Source organism: Pseudomonas sp. URIL14HWK12:I6, from assembly GCF_000514195.1.
Classification (GTDB): Bacteria; Pseudomonadota; Gammaproteobacteria; order Pseudomonadales; family Pseudomonadaceae; genus Aquipseudomonas; species Aquipseudomonas putida_A.
The window spans coordinates 106,575-124,866 of sequence record NZ_AZVL01000005.1 but is presented as its reverse complement, the minus strand read 5'-3'; the positions used below and the strand labels follow the sequence as shown (position 1 = coordinate 124,866).

Sequence of the window (18,292 nt, the reverse complement as noted above, 5' to 3'; positions counted from 1 at the left end):
GTAGGAGGCACTGGCGATGGTTTTCTCGTTAGGTGATCAATCAACAGCGTTGACCTCGGACTAATCACCTTAAGGCTCGCCGATAAACCATTGGCGATGGTCCTTCACCTATCCGCCTTCCCCACCGCTTAGATGAATTAGACATTTCGAGTTCGGCATGCGATTGATTGATGTAAGGAATGCTCATGGATATTGACCTAAAAGCTCTTTGGCAGCGCGAGCGTGCTCGTCGGGAAGCGTTGTGGACGCTGGAACGTCTTCGTCCTGGCTCAGAGGAGGCACATCCGCTATTGGCTGTCCTCAACGACATTGATCAACAAGACCAAAACAACCCCATCGGCGAAGCGTGTTCATTGACGATTGATCAGTTGCGCGAACTCGTCCCAGAGACTCCATTTCAAGGAAGCGATGGCTACCCTTTCGTCATCGTGTTGGACCAACACATCCCTCAACCTTGGCGGATGAGGTTTGAAGCTGCGAGCGCAGGATCCACTCGATTGCACGAGGGGAGCTACGCGAGCGATTGGCGGCGTTTTTTACGGCTGTGGGTGCGAGAGATGGAGCACCTTGCCGCACACAGGAAAGGTGGATTGGATTCATGATTGAATTTGATTTGAATACAAACGATGCAGAAGCGCTTTTGAGGCATTGCGAAAGCTATGTGCCCACGAATGATGACGCGAGGGAAAATCGACGCTTGCAGGCTGCGCTGGAAGCTCTGAGAGAGGCATTGCTGAGCATTTTCGTCCAGAGATCAGCTGAGTCTTTGCGCACTATGCGTCCTCTCGGCGCGTAATGAAACATGCGTTATCCAATGATCCCGAGATTTAATTCATGGGTTCCTGGGTATCAAATGCGCTTTCTTCGCTCTCTTGAAAGAATGCAAAACGGATGTGGAAGCGACATTGCTGCGCTCCCACATCACCTTTCTTAGACCACTCAGCCGATCAACAACACTTCGGTCCAGCCTTGCTGCCATAACGGGCTTCCTGGCGCTCTCGAAAGAACGCCTCGTAGTCCATCAGCGGCTTGTCGGGGTGTTTGGTCTGCATGTGCTCGACATAATTATCGTAGTCGGGCATGCCCATCATCAGGCGCGCTGCCTGACCGAGGTATTTACCGAGACGACTCAGGTCATTGAACATGATCAGGCATCCGGCAACGCGTGGAATGGTGCTTCTTTGTCCGTGCGTTCCTTGGTGCCCCAAGCGGCAATACCGACCTTGAGGGCAAAGAATAAGATGCTGAACACCACAAACAGGAACAGCGCGGTCAGCGTTGCATTGGTGTAGGCGTTGAAGATCACGTGCTGCATCTGCTCGATGCTCTTAGCCGGCGCCAGTACCTGACCGTTGGCCAGGGCATCGCTGTATTTTTTCGCCAGGGACAGGAAGCCGATCGCCGGGTTGGCGTCGAACAGCTTGATGAAGCCTGCCGATACGGTGCAGATCAGCAGCCAGACGGCGGGCAGCATAGTGACCCAGACGTAGCGTTGGCGTTTCATTTTGATCAGCACGACGGTCGCCAGCATCAGCGCAATACCGGCCAGCATCTGGTTGGAGATGCCAAACAGTGGCCACAAGGTGTTGATGCCGCCAAGTGGATCGATCACGCCTTGGTACAGCAGATACCCCCACATGGCCACACAGCCGGCGGTGGCGATCAAGTTAGCAGTCCAGGAGTCCGTGCGTTTCAGCGCCGGCACGAACGAGCCGAGCAAGTCCTGCAACATGAAACGACCGGCACGGGTACCGGCGTCGACGGCGGTCAGAATGAACAGCGCTTCAAACAGGATCGCGAAGTGGTACCAGAACGCCATGGTGTTTTCGCCCGGCAGGACGTGGTGCAGGATCTGCGCAATACCCACGGCCAAGGTCGGTGCACCGCCGGCGCGGGCGAGGATGGTGGTTTCACCGATGTCCTTGGCCACCGCTTGCAAGGCTTCCGGGGTAATCAAGAAGCCCCAGCTGCTGACCGTTTGAGCGACCGCGACAGCGTCAGCGCCCACAATCGCCGCCGGGCTGTTCATGGCGAAATACACGCCTGGCTCGATCACCGAAGCGGCGACCATGGCCATGATGGCCACGAAGGACTCCATCAGCATGCCGCCGTAGCCGATATAACGGGCATGGCCTTCGCTGGCCAGCAGCTTCGGCGTGGTGCCGGAAGCGATCAGCGCGTGGAAGCCGGACACCGCGCCACAGGCGATGGTGATGAACAGGAACGGGAACAGACCACCCTTCCACACCGGCCCGGTGCCGTCGATGAACTGGGTCAGTGCCGGCATTTTCAGCTCGGGCATGGTCACCAGAATGCCGATCGCCAGGGCGACGATGGTGCCGATTTTCAGGAATGTAGAGAGGTAATCACGCGGGGCCAAAATCAGCCACACCGGCAGTACCGCCGCGACAAAACCGTAACCGATCAACATCCAGGTGATCTGGATGCCAGTGAACGTAAAGGCCTTGGCCCACACCGGATCAGCCGCAATCTGCCCGCCCAGCCAGATCGAACCTAGCAGCAGGATCACACCGATGACGGAGATCTCACCGATACGGCCCGGGCGGATATAGCGCATGTAGATGCCCATGAACATCGCGATCGGGATGGTCGCCATCACCGTGAACATGCCCCATGGGCTATCGGCCAGAGCCTTGACCACGATCAGCGCCAGCACCGCGAGGATGATGATCATGATCAGAAAGCAGCCGAACAGCGCGATGGTGCCAGGGATGCGGCCCATTTCTTCACGGACCATGTCGCCCAGCGAACGGCCGTTGCGGCGGGTGGACATGAACAGGACCATGAAGTCCTGCACCGCACCGGCCAGTACCACGCCGGCGATCAGCCAGAGCGTGCCGGGCAGGTAGCCCATCTGCGCGGCCAGTACCGGGCCGACCAGCGGACCTGCGCCCGCGATGGCGGCGAAGTGGTGACCAAAGAGCACGTGCTTGTTGGTCGGAACGTAGTCCAGGCCATCGTTGTTGAGCACAGCCGGCGTGGCCCGATTGGGGTCGAGCTGCATCACTTTGTTGGCGATGAACAGGCTGTAGTAGCGGTAGGCAACGAGGTAGATGGCGACAGCTGCAACAACGATCCACAGGGCGTTGATCGCTTCGCCACGGCGCAGGGCCACGACACTCAGCGCAATCGCTCCCAGGACAGCCACGGCAAACCAGGCGAGGTGTTTAGCCAGACGGGGCATATAGGGTCTCCTGCCGACAGCTCGTGACTGCGGCGGTAATTTTTATAATTGTGTCCGCTAGGCGGAGCTGCTCCAATATCCACCCATGGCGTCCACAAATAAATCCGCGCGACTACGTACACATCGCCTACGTATTTCTACGTAATCAAAGACATCTCCGAACATCGAAGTTGGCTGCCCAATGTTTTTTCGTGGCCCTCGCGCCTACCGGGCTGGTGTTTCGGTTCGCTGAACTTACCGACGCCAATCATTACGTTCAGCATCACTGCTGACCTGAGTATCTTTGGTAGTTGATACCGGCTTTTGCCCCTTCACCCGGGCGTCCTAGGAGCAGTCATGCAGCTCAAACACAAGATCGTTGCACTCGGAGTTCTGCCGCTCCTGTTGTCCATCGCGGTTATCTGTGCGCTGGTGATTTCGCTTAATCGGCAACTGGGTGATCAACAGGCGCAACTGATCGAAGACAGCATCCTGTCCAGCAAGCGTGCCGAGCTGAAGAACTATGTGGAAATGGCACAAAGCCTGATCGCGCCCCTGTACGAGGACGGCCGCGGTGACGCGTACGCTCAGCAACAGGTGTTGGAAGAGCTGCGCAAGCTCAGCTTTGGCGTCAACGGTTATTTCTTCGTCTACGATCGCGAGGGTCGCAGTCTGATGCACGCACGCCAGACCGAATTGGTGGGCAAGTATCTGTGGGACATGAAAGATCCGCACGGCTTACCGGTGATCCAGGCGCTGCTCAAAAGCGCGCAATCGGGCGAAGGCTTTCAACGCTACGCCTGGAACAAACCCTCTTCCGGGCAGGTGAGTGACAAGCTCGCCTACGTGGTGATGCTTGATCGTTGGGGCTGGATGCTCGGCACCGGCATTTACCTTGAAGACGTCGAACGAGCCACCCAGCAGGCCCGTGCCGAGGTGACCCAGGATATCCGCAAGACCATGCTGTCAATTGCCGTGGTCGCTCTCGTTGCCGTGCTGTTCGTGTTTGCCACCGGCATGACCCTCAACGTCAGCGAACACCGTCTGGCTGACAAAAAGCTGCAACGCCTGACCCAGCGCATAGTCAGTCTGCAGGAGGAAGAGCGCTCACGGGTATCCCGCGAGCTACACGACGGTATCAGCCAGTTGTTGGTCTCGATCAAATTTCAGTTCGAACTGGCCAGCCATCTGCTGGAAAACGGTCAAGCCCACGACAAAGGCCTGCACACATTAAGAGACGCCACTGGACGCCTCGGCGAGGCCATTGGCGAGGTGCGTAGCCTGTCTCATGACCTGCGCTCATCACTGCTCGATACCCTTGGCTTGCCAGCCGCCATTGGCCAATTGGCCGCAGAATTCGAGCAACGCAGCGGTCTTACCGTGATCTATAACGACAATGAGTTCGATTGTCATCTGGTCGATGGCGCAGTGATCTCGTTGTTTCGAATCGTGCAAGAAGGCTTGACCAACATTGAGCGGCATGCGCAGGCGAGAAACGTTTCAATTACTTTGCACGGCAGCAAAGACAATGTTCGTCTGACGGTGATCGATGATGGCGTTGGTTTCAACGTCACGCAGGTCGAACGTCGTCAAGCCGGCATTGGCCTGAGGAATATACGTGAGCGTGTAGAGCATTTTGGCGGCCGGTTAGACCTGATTTCGGTGCCGGGACGCAGCGAATTGAACGTGCTGCTGCCGATGAAATCTACCAGCGGCAAGTGCTGACCTAATAAACCTAATAATAAGAGTGAATGCCCTTGATGAACCTGCCCTCCCCAATCCGGGTCGCCTTGGTCGACGATCATTCCCTGGTCCGCGATGGCATCAAGGCCCTATTGGCCGTCATGGCCCTCCTGGAAGTAGTAGGCGAAGCCGAAAGCGGCACTGAGGCGATCGAAATGGTCGGGCACTGTCAGCCAGATCTTTTGCTGGTCGACATCAGCCTCAAGGACATGAATGGACTGGAGTTGACCCGGTTGCTACGCAGCCAGTACCCATCGCTCAAAGTGCTGGTGTTGAGCATGTACGACAATTACGAATACGTCAGTGAATCAGTGCGTTCCGGGGCCAGCGGCTACGTACTAAAGAACGCACCGTCACGAGAAATCATTGCGGCCATTGAAGCCGTGGCCAGTGGTGGCACGTTTTACAGCGCCGAAATCGCCCAGCGATTGATCACCAACAAAAGCACCGACAATGAACTGACACCCCGTGAAAGCCAGGTGCTATACAAAATGGCGCATGGCATGAACAACAAGGAGATGGCGCGAGAGCTGGGCATCAGTGTGCGCACCGTGGAAACCCATCGTCTGAGCATCCGCCGCAAGCTCAACATCGACAAACCGGCAGCGTTGGTCAAGTACGCCATCGATCACGGCATCATTTCGCGCTGAGGACACACGGTGCTTATCGATTAATCGGATGAGGTATACCCGGGACGTCGGAGGAACTTCACTGCCCCCTTCCAGACTCAATCAGGGGTGGATTCCGCTCGGACAAAGTAGGGTGGCGCCAAGGGAACGCTTCGAATCTTTTCTATCCAAGGCTGCGAGTCAGTAGGCTTGTAACGACAGGAAAAACTTTCTCTTCGTATGTTCCCTCTGGCATCCTCGTAGGATACATAGCAAAGACCCTCAACACCTTCCTCTGACTCGAGAAAAATGACATCAAATTCACGATGAGAGGTGCTTTTTATATCTCCGAAAAAATAACGGTTGCCTACTGTCATGTCTGCGTCGAAGTCTACATAAACCCTGAAGCTATCATTGCCGGTGTTGGTAAGCCGCGCACTGAACACGACTTGTTCTTGCTCTGAAAGAAGCTTGAAATTCATCTCGATATTGAAGCTCGCCAGCAATGTCTTATCTCTGTCCTCTAATTGCAGTTGAAGTGCCTGTTGCTGCACTTCGATCTGCTTCAAGGTGGCATCTGCCAAAGTGGCTTGGTGCTCGACTGACCTCTTGAGCTCATCAGCTTGATCTTCCAGTGCCTTTGTACTCAGACGTAGCTCGTCACCCTGTTGGAAGTAACCCAGGACCAGCCAGAGAAAGGCCACTGGGCCGAATATACCGGCCACGAAGTCGCCGAACTCATTCAACGGCATGACCAATAGGGTACTGATGCGACCCCATACCAACACGGTGATCACGATGATGTAGATCAGCGTGCTGAAGACGCCTATATCCAACATGTGCTGACGCAGACGCCACTCCGGCTGCTTGCTTTGTCTGGCAATGCGAAACACCAGTGCTGCAGTGAAAATCACTGCGACCAAGATCACAATACTGACAGTTGATAGTGGATATCCTGCATCCGGTAACACAGGAGGCTCTTTCGTAAACACTCCTCCAACCGGTTTCCACAGTTCCGTCATCGCATCCCCCACAATCGATGCCGCACTGTATCTGCGGCAAAAAGTCGGGGATCATAACGGCACTTGCCGGCGGGCACCACTCCACTACATGACCACCCGGCTTGTTCAAGCCCACGAAGGCAAACAAAGGGCATCTGCGATTCCGTCACCTCAGCACGCGAACCTTCAAACCTCGATCACGAGATCCGCTCTGAATCCCGTTTTTTCACCTGGATAACCTCTTGGGTTCGAAATCATCCGACAGCCGTTTTCAACAAAGTCAGCTGCAGCATGGGTATGGCCATACACCCACACATCTGCCTGCCGCACCAACTCGGGCCAGTCATTCGCATAAGCCGCCTCCAGGTGCATGCCGAGCCTCTCCGAAAGCCCTGAAGGGGTCGGAGCATGATGGGTGATAACCACCGTTTTCCCTTCGAATGGTTTTCTGAGCTCTTCTGATAACCAGGCGTACGTTGCTCTTGATTCGCTAACCAGATCGTCAGGCCTGAGGCGCCCGAAGTTGTTTGAAGTGCGAATAGCGACGTAGTCGTTCATGCATTCCAATGCCGCTCTTTTTGCAGCGAACACATCGCCCATGAGTGAAAAATCAGTCCAGGCGGTGGCGCACAAGAAACGCGTTTGATTGAAAACGAAGGTCTCATTGTTCAGCACGTGAACGTGCGATCGAGCACTTCCCTTCATTTTGATCAGGGTGAGCTCAAGGTGCCCCCTGTAGAACTCATGGTTCCCGCATATGTAAAGTACTGGGCAATCGAACGTGTCGTTGGCCCAATCGACTCCGCGCGCCTTCGTGTGAATATCACCGGCGAGAATAACGATGTCAGCACCAGTCGGCCCGGGATCAAATGACGCAAACTCGAGATGCAGATCAGAATAGATTTTAACTTTCATTGCGAAACCCCATTTCAGGGTGAGCGTGCGCCGCAGGCAGTACCAGCATCAGTTTTGGCTAGCTGCAACGGCTGCGCTCAACGATCTGATGGCCGGCCAAGACGCGTGATTTCTTGAACCTCGACCAGCCAAGATGAACAGCACGTCTTGGCTTTCAAAAAAGCAACCGTTGAGTGGAACAATCACATCAACTTCCACCGGCGAAACGTATCTTCGAGACGTCTGAGCGGAATCATCGGCGAGCGCCAGGTTTCCTGGGGCAGTCCTAAATCCTGTAGCAAATCCGGCAACGCCAGCAGCAACCGAGCATCCGCCTGTAAGCGATCGAACAACCATTCCGGATCTGCCCTATGCGCGAAGCGAGCACACACAGCCCCCCAATCGACCGAACCTAATCGTTCAATATTTGTTGACCACCGTGTGATCCGCACAACGCCCTCGATATCCATCACCATGGGCGCAAGATCGTAGATGGGTGCAACGCTCACTCGCTCCTTGCCCCGAAGGATCGAGAGATTTCCGCCATGGTTGTCGGTGTTCCCGACGATTTGATTGATCAAATCCCGTCGCAAGTATTCGCTAACCATGTCCGGTATTTCAGATTCTTGGCCGGCCGCAATCCATGTTTCCGCTAGCCGATCCACGACATCGAAATGATTCAAATAACTACCTCGATGCCTGACGCCACATAATGAATACATTGACTCGACTGCGATGCGCTCCACTGCCCCCGGAGAGACCTTCCGATCGAATCTTTGCATCCAAATGCTAGGCATCTTCGCTGCTTCGTGGGTCAGACCATCGGCGGCGATCGTGTCGATCCCCAATTCGCCCAGCGCGTGGTAAAAGCAGTATTCGGAATGCAGGATGTCTCGGTCTAGTCTGGTTGCGGTGTTACGCGGGAATTTAACAAACCAATGTCGGTACACCTGCGCGTCGCTTAGCACCCCGTCGGGATAAAGCTGCCCCGAAGCATCCTCGACCAGCAGCATTTTTGGAGCTTCACCGCCGGCCCCGAGAGCGCCGGTTATTGCCATCCCGTTTTCCTTGGCGTGGTCGAGAAAACCCATGCCTTCCTTGACAACTTCTTCTCGGGTAGCCCCATCAGGCACTTTGCCTACGGAATACAGCGTTTCGGCCGCGCTTTTTATGCGCAGGTGTCCAATGGGAGCAGCAGCGAATTGTTGCAGCAGGAAGAGATCAATCGACATCCCTGGCGGTACTACCGATCTCGACAAGATGTGCCGACGTGCAGCACCCGCCGGGATGACATCGTGCAGAAAAGCTGGGGCAGTCTCGCGCCGAATGTCCCACTCCAGCGAGAGATTCGCACTCACGGCTGGTGCTTTAACTGTACCCAGCTGAATGTACTGATACGCAAGATATTCGGGCAGATAGTGGATGATGCAACGGCTGCGCAGGCTATCTCCTGATGAATCGAAGCTGATCACCATTGCATCATGCCAATGGCCTTCCGAGTGAGCCTGGAGCGTGATGGATTCCATACATCATCTTGGCAAATTGCCGAAGCCTCACTGTGCCTTGGTCAATATGAGTCCGCCGAGCTTTTGGGGGGGCTGACGGTACCCTTGGACGGCGGAGAGTAGTTTCTCGATCAGCGTCGCCGAATCACTCCAATCGCGAGCAAGGCGTTCCGCCCAAGCAGGGGGCTTTTCCCAATCTCGCACTACTTGACGAGCCCTAACAAATATTCGTGTAGCGCTGCAATAGCAGGCACACTTACGTGCTTTCTCGCGCCTCGGCCGGCCAGGATGTACAGCATGTCTTTGCTTTCGAAAATGCATCCATCAAGATCCCGTTGGTAGCCGCTTAACACGCTTTCGCCAGGGCGGTGCTTATTCTGGCTATCGAACACCATCAACTGGGCAAACAAAATGGTTGTCTCAAGACCCTGCGCTTTGATGTCTTGCTCTATGGATGGTGGAGGCAGCACATCCAGTAACATCCAATGTCGGACGACGCAATAATGCTTTTCCTTGAACGTATCGTTGGCGACACTGATCAATTCATCGTTGGTGAGGCTTGATCCTCCCACTGCGTGTGCTGCCCCATAAAACAAATCGCCGAGTAACTCGGTGTCAATACCATTCGATTTTTTCATTGCCACCCAAACCTGCTTTCCCCCTGTGATCGCCAGGCGAGGAGTCGTCACGATGTCCATTACCACGGCACCTCGAAAAGCCCTATGAGCTTGCTTCGTTGCGAGCTCACCATTCCCGAGTAAGTCAGTGATAAACACGATTCATATAAATATTGTTGCCAGGTGGAATCCAGCTCACCACGACGTAAAGACTCCCGCCGACAGTGCGGAACAACGAGTACCCGTCGATGAAAAACACCTTCACAATTCTGGATGTTCTGATACTCGCACCTTCTCTGAAACGGCCAGTGGTATCGCCATACACCGTCCCCATGAGGATCGGGGGGCTGTCGACAGCCGCCAGCAAATAAGCAGTCACTGGCATTCCGAAATTCATTTCCATTGCCGCTGCAACAGCTGCCGGTACGGATGGAACAAGCTCTTCTTCAGCCATGTCGCGATTCACCTGAGGAGTGAACCAGAGTCAAAAAACGCCTTTCTCGGTGCATCATGAAATTCCTCGCATTCATCAAATTCAAACGCCAACAGTCATGCTCAGAACACAATGGTAAGCACCTAGCGTCGACTCTATCCCGATTTCGATTTACTTCTTAATTGAAAGAGCGCACACATGGGCGGAACTGGATTTTTGTGTGGTGTGAATTCGGCAAATGAGCCACAGCCGCCACTCATATGAATATATAGATTTGAGTGGCGGATAGCAAACGCGGCATACAACTCTGTTTTTATGGAACGGAAAAATGTCTGTGCGAATCGCATTCGCCGCGGCGCTGAAGCTGCTGAGAACAGGGCGCGGTCTTAAGCAACAGGATCTGAGCGCAAGCCTCACTCAATCGCACGTGAGCCAAATTGAAAGTGGAAAAACATCGCCCAGCCTTGAGGCGATCATCGACTTGAGCGGCGCTCTGCAGCTGCACCCTGTCGCGCTAATGGCTCTGGTCTGTGCGGCGCATGAAGACGTAACTGCCGGCGATATCCTGGAGCTCGTAAAAAAAGACCTTCAGTCAAAATCACTGCTCGATATCTCCATTGCACTGGAACCTGAAGAAAAACCTCATCCGCGCGTTGCCGCTGCAGCGCTAGCACGAAAGCAGGTCCAGGCGTTGAAAGATCAAGGCTATTCACAAGCTGATATTGCACGGGAACTGGGGATGGCGGAGTCAACGGTTCGGCGTCATTGGCACCGTTTGAGTTAAGTTTTGTCCGCATGACTTGAGTATGTTCGTGCGCCTGCCACGGCACTCCAACAATCGCTCCAGGCCATCGACAAACCACTGCTATGCTTGGATCTCCATGCGAACGGAGTCGAGTTATGGCTGAGCAATATTCCCTTCCTGACGTGCTGGCAAGAATGTACGAGAACCAGTTGGCGATCGAAGCCGCGCTGATGGAGCTTGTGCTCCTGGAAGAACAGCGCGGGTCTTCAGAAGCGTGTGAAAACGCTCGAGGAGCGCTTGAAAAGATTGGTGAAAATGCTGGGCATATCAAGCAGGGCATCGCCCGATTGGGGGGATCTGCGGGCAGTTCTGAATATTGAGCTCTATTTTTTCTGGCTATGTCGCTCGAACGGAGCAGTACTCTGCAACTGCGTAACACGTCCCGGTTTGACCTATCGAACAACTCCCTTCCCTGTTGGTCATTGGTCTGTAGACAGTAGAGCTATGGCTGTAAGGACTAAAGATCTGAACAGCTGACCGCCTTGCTCGTTCAGGCTCATCACTCTCTAGCCATGACCTGTGTCATAGGGACGAAAACACGAGGCGCAGTTGAGAATCACCGTGGCTCAGGTTGATTCGGGCCAGTAGAGTTTGTCAGATGGCTCTCCAGATCAAATGAAGGGGGCACTTTCACGCTATAGGCCTCAGCCCCCTTAAGCTTCACGTCTGCCAAATCACAGTCTCTGAAATCACATCCGTTGAGCACGCTGCTTCGTAAATCTGATCCCTTGAACGACCCGTGACGAAAATTACTAGTCATCATCATCGCTCCCCGGAGTGAGCAACGATCAAAGCGTCCGTGATCCGCCGTCACTTGAAGCAAGTCCGCGCTTGTCAGGTTGCTCCGGCTAAATTGCGCCCAACTCAATTTGGAGTACTGAAATCTGGCTTTCGTCAAATTACACAAATGAAAACTGGCAAAGCTCAGATCGGAATGCGTCAACGAGACCCGCTCCAGGCGCTCCTCGCATAGGTCCAATCCTCGCAAATCATCCAAAGCCTCGGGATATGGAGCAACAACCCCAACGTTGGGCAACTGCGAAAGCAGATTGGGCCAACTGTCATCTCCATTACGCAGGGCTAGCAGAAGCTGTTTCTTTACGCGCAAACCGACCTCAGTTTTTCACCGATCTCGAAGCTCAGCTATCTCTTGCACTGATAGTTCTTGTTCTTCTGCCATTCTTCCAACTCCAAAAAGCGTCTGCCCTTCTTCACCCGGGCTCCCCTGCGAATCATCGAGGGTAATATTCTTGCATCGACTGAGCACTTGAGTTCACCGGGATAAGGTGTCCCCGTATAGCCATTGATCGTCGGAACCCGACCTTCTAAAAGGCGCTCCAGATCCCAGCCGATCATTTCACCTAACTCATAAACCCAGCCACCCGCATCGGCCCAATACATAGCACCTTGCCCCATGGGATGAGACACCACCGATGTCGGCGTGGTGCCTCGAAAGCGAGTGCCCCTTCCTCGACTTGCGTGCCTTAAAAGATCAATGCAAGTGCCTTTGAGCGGGATCCCAGTACTGAACGCTTCTGCTGGATCGACCAATGAAGTCCCATAATATCTGTCACCAATTCCAATCGGCCCCACCAACTCACCACTGGGCAATTTGGCCTTTAAATCTATCATTGGGTTGGAGCTGTCACAGGTGCAACAGGTATCGTCACAATATTGTTTTTTTCGTAGATCCATTACTAGCTCTTGAATTGGATACTGCGCTTTATCTGCGATCTGCGCCTACAGGGCCGATCGCTTCAACAGAACTGGCAGACGTTGTTTGACATCTCGCTCAGCTAATTTCGGTTGTAGCCGTGAATCCTGGTGAGCAGCACTGCTTTCCAATGGCTTTCACGCGCTGAAATTTCGCTTTTCATGGCATGAATATCGGCAATTTCCAAGATGGAAAATCGCAGGTCGTATTTACGATCAGGCGATGCCTCGATGCCGAATTCCTTTTTCAGAGCAACATTACCGCCGTGCCCGGTCGCAGCGTAGGTTCGCCATCGTCCCCAGATACCCTCCTCGCCATCGGCCTTGCCCACATAAAGTTTGCCTGTGGCACTGTCAGTGATGAGATAGACCCCCTTCACGTTAGCGAGCGCCGCGCGCCAACTTTGTACGTCATGACGAACCACAATATCCAAGTGCTCCTTGGTCAGGTTCACGGCTTTGTAGCCCGGAAAGTCGCTGACACTCAAACGCTTAGGTAGTAACTCTCTCACAACGAGATCTGCGGCCATCGTTGTGCCCAGCGGGTACGAATGTCGCTTCTTGTATGCACTGGTGAGATAAAGTCTGCCCACCCAGTCCTCTGCCGCGTCAATACGTTGCAGCTCGTAGACGTAGTGTTTGCGTGGTTTGCTGTGTTTGGTGCAACCCACCTTTCGGAAAAGCCCTGCGAAAAGCCAACTACTTGGGCGTCCTGCCTGTATGAGTGACACCACAAATTCTTTTTTGAAGTTCTGATTGGCTTGCCAGGATTGCCACCGGTCAAACCGGCCTTCAAGGAACACGTCCAATGGATGCTCCTCGCCGTTATGCCTCGCGAGATGGACCTTCGCGGTTGTGGGAGTGAACGTGGGCTCCCACATTTTGAGTAGATCGAATAGCAGCATTTTTGCTCTCTTATGCAGCTTGGAAACAACGTGCGCGCGAGCATACGGCGTCGCTGTCTCACCTAATCCAAATGTGCACTAAGTGCCGAGGTACTCCGAGAGAACCAGATGGAGGCAGGGTTGATTGAATGAACAACTTCGTGGGGTGAATCCAGGATTCGTGACAACAGCGGGTCGCGTGCTCATTCCGCTGCAAGGTCATGGAAGACCGCTTGCCGCCGTTTGTAGCGTCCTGCTGCCCAAAATATAAAATCGAGGGCCTTATGGTCGGAAACGTATCCCTCAGTGTCTCGAAATTTTGACCGGAACTGAGCTCTGACCTGCTTGAATGTCCCCTCCTCGATGATCTCGTCATAAAGTTTTTGAAGGCCTGAATAGAAGAGAAAATATTGTTCTAATCGGGCCTCAAAAGATTTCTAGGCAGGCGGCCTTTGGAAGCCGAAGATCGAGGCGACCTCAGCATCATAGATGGGTTTGCGGGCGCATACGGTCGCCGCCATTTTGGTGGCAAATGAAAACTGGAGGGAGGACTGACCTTTCAGATTTGGAAAGTCTCCCAGCTCTCTTGCGATCTCACGGAGATCGACGGTGCAGGCCGATTTCGCGATGCTCATGAGCTCAAAATAACGCCCCTTGAATTCAGCGCTAAGGCCTGCACTGTCCAACCGATAAAATGACCGATATACAAATTGAAACAGCCTGTCTTGCGCGGGATCCTCAACAGAAAAACGCTCACTGAGGAAACGATAGACCGCGATTGATTCGGCTCCAAGCTCACCCAGCACCTCAGTGGCCTGTCCTTCAACCCAGATAGGTGACTCCAATATCATTGCTGTTCCTTGCACCATTGAGGTCTTCCTGCCAAGGCCCCTGGGAGCGCTCTGTATCAGCGGCGCCTGACGTGTAACGTTCAATGTGATGTTCTCACATCGAAGCACGCTTTCAGAGCTTTAAATAGCCTCGCTTTTGTCCTATCGGCTCGCTGTATTTAGTCAAGGTCTTCCTTGGAATGGCGTTCTCGAATAAGCCCTGGCACATCATCGCTTGTGCGGTTTACTCGGATGCCACGCTGCACCGCGGGACGCTGCTCAATCGCTTTCGCCCAGCGCTCGACATTGGGGTATTCGGCGCTGTTTAGGAACTCAGCGAGACCATAGCCCCAGTCGAGAAATATCCCGCCGTACCAAGGAAAAATGGCAATGTCCGCAATCGAGTAGTCTTCGCCAAGGATGAAGGTTCGCCCCTCGAGGCGCTGATTCAAAACATCAAGCTGCCGTTTCACCTCCATCGCATAGCGGTTGATCGCATACTCGATTTTTACGGGGGCGTATTTGTAGAAATGAGCCAGGCCTCCAGGAAGATACGGCGTGCTGCCAACCTGCCAGAAAAGCCAAGACAAGCACTGGGCGCGCCCAACCGAATCCTGTGGAATAAATCGACCGAATTTTTCCGCCAGGTGCAACAGAATGGCGCCCGTTTCGAAGAGTTTGATAGGTTGCGAGCCGCTGTAGTCGATCATCGCAGCAATCTTGGAATTCGGGTTCAACTCCACGAATCCAGAGCCAAACTGATCGCCGGCGAAGATGTCGATCATCCAAGCGTCGTACTCGGCATCATGCTCGCCGGCTGCCAGCAGTTCTTCGAGCATGATGGTGATCTTGCGCCCGTTTCCCGTTCCCATCGAGTAGAGCTGAAGGGGATGCTTTCCACGGGGCAGAGGTTTCTCATGCGTAGCGCCCGCGGTCGGCCTGTTGATGTTTGCGAAGGTGCCACCATTGGGCTGATCCCACACCCAAACTGCTGGTGGGACGTATGGATTGGACTCGTTCATCGCCTACTCCTATTCGTGAATGGGTGGCGAGTGACTGCGCATGCGCCACGGTGATCGAGCTCAGATCGCTATGGGCTCGCCGAGCACGTTATCAAGTACAGAATAGCTTATAGATGACAAATCCAATCTAATCAACTTTAGTGACGCCTCGATCAGGATCTCTTTGATCGCAGATTGAGAGCATTTAGTCCGCGTCCGGTGCGGGCTGAGGTATCTCATTTGTAGCACGCTAGTGCCTAAAAACCAGTGACGGCCTTAAGACATCCTCATGGCAATCTTCGGATCTGTTTTAGCTCTACTCCTAAATGTTTTCCCACAGCCTGGGATCAATACCTGACGGTCGGGATGCTGAAACTACGCCAAGAGACTGCTCACAATTTGTGAACGAAGGACGACGCGCCTGTTCCACCGAGCTGACTTAGCGATCAAGGAGAGGGGTAAAAAGGTCACGGAGAGCGCGGTCGTCAAACTTTTCCCCGTCTCGCTTGCTTGACGACCGAATACTCGGAGAGGAGGCGTGACTGCTTCGGTCTTCAATCTCGGCCATGCGATCCTCAATGGCTGAGACAGCGCTATTTAACTCCGCTTCCGGTACACCAAAACGCGGCGCGAACTTTTTCAAGGCATCAATCCGGTCCGATAGAGAGGATTCGCTATCATCCTCACGAATGCGACTAGCGTTATCCTCGAACTCTTCGAGCACAGCCGTCTGCAAGGCCCAGGTAATGCTGTCGGGCAACCCATCTGCAGCGTCTACCGCATCCACAAGTGTGGAAAGCATGTCACTTGAACTCCACCGTATGGCGTCGGTGAGTGCCTTTTCGATGAGCCCTAGGAATTCGGTTTCATAAACGAAGGGTCGGTCATAGCCCTTACCTTTGCGCGCAGAACAGAACTTGATCAGCGCCTCCCCATCTGACCATGCACTGAAGCCCTGCTGTGGATTGCGCGCGATCTTGATGATGCTGTCGGCAAACCGCCTGTCGTCAGTGATCTCCCACCAATCCATCAGCATCTGTAGTCGCGTGGAGTTTGCGGCATCATTGTACTCAAGCGAGCGGGCGTCACCGGCTCGAGGACGCCAGTGCGGGCGCTCTTCGATCATCTCGAGCATTTCAATGCAGGCTCCAGCGATCTTCGCTTGGTCGGCCTCACTAAGACCGGACGGATGCGCGAAGTCCCAAAGACTCGACAGCCAATCAATTGAAATCGCCGTGGGTACAAGACGAATAAGCAGATCTGTGTCCAACAGGTAGGTGGAGAGATAATCTTTGAGTGAAGGATTGAGAAAAGAAACTATGGGCCCATCGAAATTGACAACATTGACGAAGCTACCTTCCAGAATACGGAGGGCTTCTTCGAAATCTTTAGGACCGTGTGCCAGGCCGTAGGCCCTGCTCATCGAGGTGTGCAGGGAATCGAAAGATAAGCGAAGCGTCATGATTGAAACCCCGTATTCTGAAAGGAAAAACATCGCCATCAGGAGATGCCGACACCGGTGATCGATGTGCGTTCGAAAAGCGGTATCCCAAATCTGGCTTGGATTGTTCAGGGCGCCGATGAAGGCAGCGGGATAATCGACGGATTCGATGTCACCAACGCGAAATGCATCGGTCATCGCCTCGATGACACGTGGGTTATAGTTCTTGTGATCAACGATTTCCGGGAGACTCTTACTCTCCAACAACGCCCGGATATGTGACTGCGGTGTCTCTGACACGAAAAGATGATTGTAGAGAATCCGCGCCTTGATACGACGAGTGTAAATGCCAACATCGAGTACGTACTTTGTCACATCCAGGCGCTGATCACCAAGATGCTCGGATACTCTACGGGCTTCCTCAAATATATAGCCCCTCGTTGTCAGAATAAAACGGGCATTCGGTGATCGGCGAATGCGGCTCATGAAGCGCGCAAGGTCAGAATCCTTATGCGCCAAAGCTTGCCTATCGAGAGCAACCTTTCCTAGAAAGTCATCGAAAAGGAAAATTTGCTTTTTGCTGTCGTTAATCGCGGCGAAGCCATCTTCCAGACTACGGATGGGAATAAGCTCCCACTCCTCGCTTAGGAAGGTGTAACAAAGCATCTCGGCCAATGTGGTTTTACCGACGCCTGGAGGCCCGGAAATGATGAGAAGTCGATGCTTTTCGAGCGTAGCCAGTGATTCGTCGAAGCTTGGGTTCGATGCATAGACGCGTACCTTCTGCTCAATGTCTTCCCGTGTGAGTGCTGCAAAGGTATGGGCTGCCGCATGTAAGACCCGTTCCAAAACCCCCACTCCCGAGAGCCAGAGTTTGATGTGCGACTTGAGGATGTCTGGGTATTTTCGCAGAAGACCATTGAGGTCTTGCGGACCGAAAATATCCGACTCAGATTTCAAACTTGGTCCTATGAGTGGAGAGAGCCTACTTTTGCTAAGCGGAGTAAACCTGCAGGAGGTTGCGAGTATGTAACGGGTGGGAGCCAACCGATCGATGGAAGAGCGCTCACGCTTCATGGCTGCCGTTAATTTGCTGAACGGTGAACCTTCATAATGCTTCGCCTGTAGAACAACATTACCGCCGGCGTTCGCGTGCCGACCATCAATACCACCATCTGGGCCTGCGCAGAATGCCTCAAAGCGAAGCCTTTCTTCTTTTCCGATGAGGTCTCGGACAAGATCCTCAAAGTCCACCGATGAGAGATTTCTGAAGTCGTAGCTCATGCTGCATTATTACTCCAATCCGCACCAAGGTCAGGTCGCTAATATTCGTCAGACAGTAGATCATTCATTTCCGCGATTCTCCGCAATGCCGTCTTAACAGCTTTCAGGTTGATTTGGGGACTTCCAATCACCTTTGCGTGAATACCGGAGATAGCCGATATCTCACTTTGCCACGTGTGCGAGCCCACAATCGAAACGCAGATTGACTGAGCCTCTTCCGGGTGAGTCTGCGTTAACGTGAAGCCGGCCACGTGCAACGTGCGCCAAAACGATTGCTCCTTCCTGCAAAATGTCAACCGTGTACTGCCGCAAACAGGCCAGGGTTGATCTCGCAAAAAACTGCGGAGAG

General features: G+C 53.7%; 19 protein-coding genes. 6 read left to right on the top strand and 13 right to left on the bottom strand.

Going from position 1 to position 18,292, the window contains the following annotated elements; all coding sequences use genetic code 11:
• Positions 1-185 precede the first annotated feature (185 nt).
• Positions 186-602, top strand: coding sequence for a hypothetical protein (locus H043_RS0110655; protein WP_027611846.1), 417 nt, complete (start codon positions 186-188; stop codon positions 600-602).
• Positions 599-796, top strand: coding sequence for a hypothetical protein (locus H043_RS0110650; protein WP_027611845.1), 198 nt, complete (start codon positions 599-601; stop codon positions 794-796). The genes H043_RS0110655 and H043_RS0110650 overlap by 4 nt, the downstream gene beginning before the upstream one ends.
• Before the next feature lie 151 nt (positions 797-947).
• Here H043_RS0110650 and H043_RS0110645 read toward each other — a convergent pair whose 3' ends face one another.
• On the bottom strand, positions 948-1,145 hold the full coding sequence (locus H043_RS0110645) for a YbdD/YjiX family protein (RefSeq protein ID WP_027611844.1): 198 nt from the start codon (positions 1,143-1,145) through the stop codon (positions 948-950).
• Positions 1,146-1,147: 2 nt separating this feature from the next.
• Complete coding sequence (locus H043_RS0110640) at positions 1,148-3,205, bottom strand: carbon starvation CstA family protein (protein ID WP_027611843.1); 2,058 nt, start codon at positions 3,203-3,205, stop codon at positions 1,148-1,150.
• Between the two features lie 336 nt (positions 3,206-3,541).
• On the opposite strand from H043_RS0110640, the gene H043_RS0110635 reads away from it, so the two are divergent.
• The gene (locus H043_RS0110635) at positions 3,542-4,909 is read left to right on the top strand and encodes a cache domain-containing protein (RefSeq protein WP_027611842.1); all 1,368 of its coding nucleotides are present in this window, start codon (positions 3,542-3,544) and stop codon (positions 4,907-4,909) included.
• Between the two features lie 35 nt (positions 4,910-4,944).
• Positions 4,945-5,577: a response regulator transcription factor gene (locus H043_RS0110630; protein ID WP_027611841.1), complete on the top strand. Its 633-nt coding sequence runs from the start codon at positions 4,945-4,947 to the stop codon at positions 5,575-5,577.
• 77 nt (positions 5,578-5,654) lie between these two features.
• Here the strand turns inward: H043_RS0110630 and H043_RS29040 are convergent, their stop codons facing one another.
• The 5 genes from H043_RS29040 to H043_RS0110605 all read right to left on the bottom strand — a co-directional run bounded on the left by H043_RS29040 (position 5,655) and on the right by H043_RS0110605 (position 10,006).
• Complete coding sequence (locus tag H043_RS29040) at positions 5,655-6,557, bottom strand: hypothetical protein (protein WP_155953477.1); 903 nt, start codon at positions 6,555-6,557, stop codon at positions 5,655-5,657.
• Between the two features lie 165 nt (positions 6,558-6,722).
• A complete protein-coding gene (locus H043_RS0110620) occupies positions 6,723-7,451 on the bottom strand; it encodes a metallophosphoesterase (RefSeq protein ID WP_027611840.1) in 729 nt (242 codons plus the stop codon).
• A gap of 182 nt (positions 7,452-7,633) precedes the next feature.
• A complete protein-coding gene (locus tag H043_RS0110615; RefSeq protein ID WP_027611839.1) occupies positions 7,634-8,956 on the bottom strand; it encodes a type II toxin-antitoxin system HipA family toxin in 1,323 nt (440 codons plus the stop codon).
• Between the two features lie 182 nt (positions 8,957-9,138).
• Positions 9,139-9,633: a hypothetical protein gene (locus H043_RS0110610; protein WP_256214177.1), complete on the bottom strand. Its 495-nt coding sequence runs from the start codon at positions 9,631-9,633 to the stop codon at positions 9,139-9,141.
• Positions 9,634-9,697: 64 nt separating this feature from the next.
• Positions 9,698-10,006, bottom strand: a complete 309-nt coding sequence (locus H043_RS0110605) for a hypothetical protein (RefSeq protein WP_027611837.1) — start codon at positions 10,004-10,006, stop codon at positions 9,698-9,700.
• Between the two features lie 307 nt (positions 10,007-10,313).
• Here H043_RS0110605 and H043_RS0110600 point away from each other — a divergent pair, with 307 nt between their 5' ends.
• Positions 10,314-10,769: a helix-turn-helix domain-containing protein gene (locus tag H043_RS0110600; protein ID WP_027611836.1), complete on the top strand. Its 456-nt coding sequence runs from the start codon at positions 10,314-10,316 to the stop codon at positions 10,767-10,769.
• A gap of 116 nt (positions 10,770-10,885) precedes the next feature.
• Positions 10,886-11,110, top strand: coding sequence for a hypothetical protein (locus H043_RS0110595; RefSeq protein WP_027611835.1), 225 nt, complete (start codon positions 10,886-10,888; stop codon positions 11,108-11,110).
• A gap of 236 nt (positions 11,111-11,346) precedes the next feature.
• Here H043_RS0110595 and H043_RS30995 read toward each other — a convergent pair whose 3' ends face one another.
• From H043_RS30995 to H043_RS0110570, 6 genes are all read right to left on the bottom strand, one after another.
• On the bottom strand, positions 11,347-11,769 hold the full coding sequence (locus H043_RS30995) for a pentapeptide repeat-containing protein (protein ID WP_368681405.1): 423 nt from the start codon (positions 11,767-11,769) through the stop codon (positions 11,347-11,349).
• A 164-nt stretch (positions 11,770-11,933) separates the two neighbouring features.
• A complete protein-coding gene (locus H043_RS30235; protein ID WP_155953476.1) occupies positions 11,934-12,485 on the bottom strand; it encodes a hypothetical protein in 552 nt (183 codons plus the stop codon).
• A 101-nt stretch (positions 12,486-12,586) separates the two neighbouring features.
• On the bottom strand, positions 12,587-13,306 hold the full coding sequence (locus tag H043_RS0110585) for a GIY-YIG nuclease family protein (RefSeq protein WP_256214189.1): 720 nt from the start codon (positions 13,304-13,306) through the stop codon (positions 12,587-12,589).
• Between the two features lie 518 nt (positions 13,307-13,824).
• Positions 13,825-14,256, bottom strand: coding sequence for a hypothetical protein (locus H043_RS0110580; RefSeq protein WP_155953475.1), 432 nt, complete (start codon positions 14,254-14,256; stop codon positions 13,825-13,827).
• 140 nt (positions 14,257-14,396) lie between these two features.
• A complete protein-coding gene (gene yghU / locus H043_RS0110575; protein ID WP_027611831.1) occupies positions 14,397-15,239 on the bottom strand; it encodes a glutathione-dependent disulfide-bond oxidoreductase in 843 nt (280 codons plus the stop codon).
• Between the two features lie 418 nt (positions 15,240-15,657).
• Complete coding sequence (locus tag H043_RS0110570; protein WP_027611830.1) at positions 15,658-17,943, bottom strand: hypothetical protein; 2,286 nt, start codon at positions 17,941-17,943, stop codon at positions 15,658-15,660.
• Positions 17,944-18,292: the final 349 nt, after the last annotated feature.

Bases quoted from the DNA above. Each gene is read 5' to 3' on its own strand.
- H043_RS0110580 (WP_155953475.1), bottom strand. From the start codon at position 14,256: ATGGTGCAAGGAACAGCAATGATATTGGAGTCACCTATCTGGGTTGAA.
- H043_RS0110600 (WP_027611836.1), top strand. From the start codon at position 10,314: ATGTCTGTGCGAATCGCATTCGCCGCGGCGCTGAAGCTGCTGAGAACA.
- H043_RS0110615 (WP_027611839.1), bottom strand. From the start codon at position 8,956: ATGGAATCCATCACGCTCCAGGCTCACTCGGAAGGCCATTGGCATGAT.
- H043_RS29040 (WP_155953477.1), bottom strand. From the start codon at position 6,557: ATGACGGAACTGTGGAAACCGGTTGGAGGAGTGTTTACGAAAGAGCCT.
- H043_RS0110610 (WP_256214177.1), bottom strand. From the start codon at position 9,633: ATGGACATCGTGACGACTCCTCGCCTGGCGATCACAGGGGGAAAGCAG.
- H043_RS0110640 (WP_027611843.1), bottom strand. From the start codon at position 3,205: ATGCCCCGTCTGGCTAAACACCTCGCCTGGTTTGCCGTGGCTGTCCTG.
- H043_RS30235 (WP_155953476.1), bottom strand. From the start codon at position 12,485: ATGGATCTACGAAAAAAACAATATTGTGACGATACCTGTTGCACCTGT.
- H043_RS0110630 (WP_027611841.1), top strand. From the start codon at position 4,945: ATGAACCTGCCCTCCCCAATCCGGGTCGCCTTGGTCGACGATCATTCC.
- H043_RS0110655 (WP_027611846.1), top strand. From the start codon at position 186: ATGGATATTGACCTAAAAGCTCTTTGGCAGCGCGAGCGTGCTCGTCGG.
- H043_RS0110650 (WP_027611845.1), top strand. From the start codon at position 599: ATGATTGAATTTGATTTGAATACAAACGATGCAGAAGCGCTTTTGAGG.
- H043_RS0110635 (WP_027611842.1), top strand. From the start codon at position 3,542: ATGCAGCTCAAACACAAGATCGTTGCACTCGGAGTTCTGCCGCTCCTG.
- yghU (WP_027611831.1), bottom strand. From the start codon at position 15,239: ATGAACGAGTCCAATCCATACGTCCCACCAGCAGTTTGGGTGTGGGAT.
- H043_RS0110570 (WP_027611830.1), bottom strand. From the start codon at position 17,943: ATGAGCTACGACTTCAGAAATCTCTCATCGGTGGACTTTGAGGATCTT.
- H043_RS0110595 (WP_027611835.1), top strand. From the start codon at position 10,886: ATGGCTGAGCAATATTCCCTTCCTGACGTGCTGGCAAGAATGTACGAG.
- H043_RS0110620 (WP_027611840.1), bottom strand. From the start codon at position 7,451: ATGAAAGTTAAAATCTATTCTGATCTGCATCTCGAGTTTGCGTCATTT.
- H043_RS0110605 (WP_027611837.1), bottom strand. From the start codon at position 10,006: ATGGCTGAAGAAGAGCTTGTTCCATCCGTACCGGCAGCTGTTGCAGCG.
- H043_RS0110645 (WP_027611844.1), bottom strand. From the start codon at position 1,145: ATGTTCAATGACCTGAGTCGTCTCGGTAAATACCTCGGTCAGGCAGCG.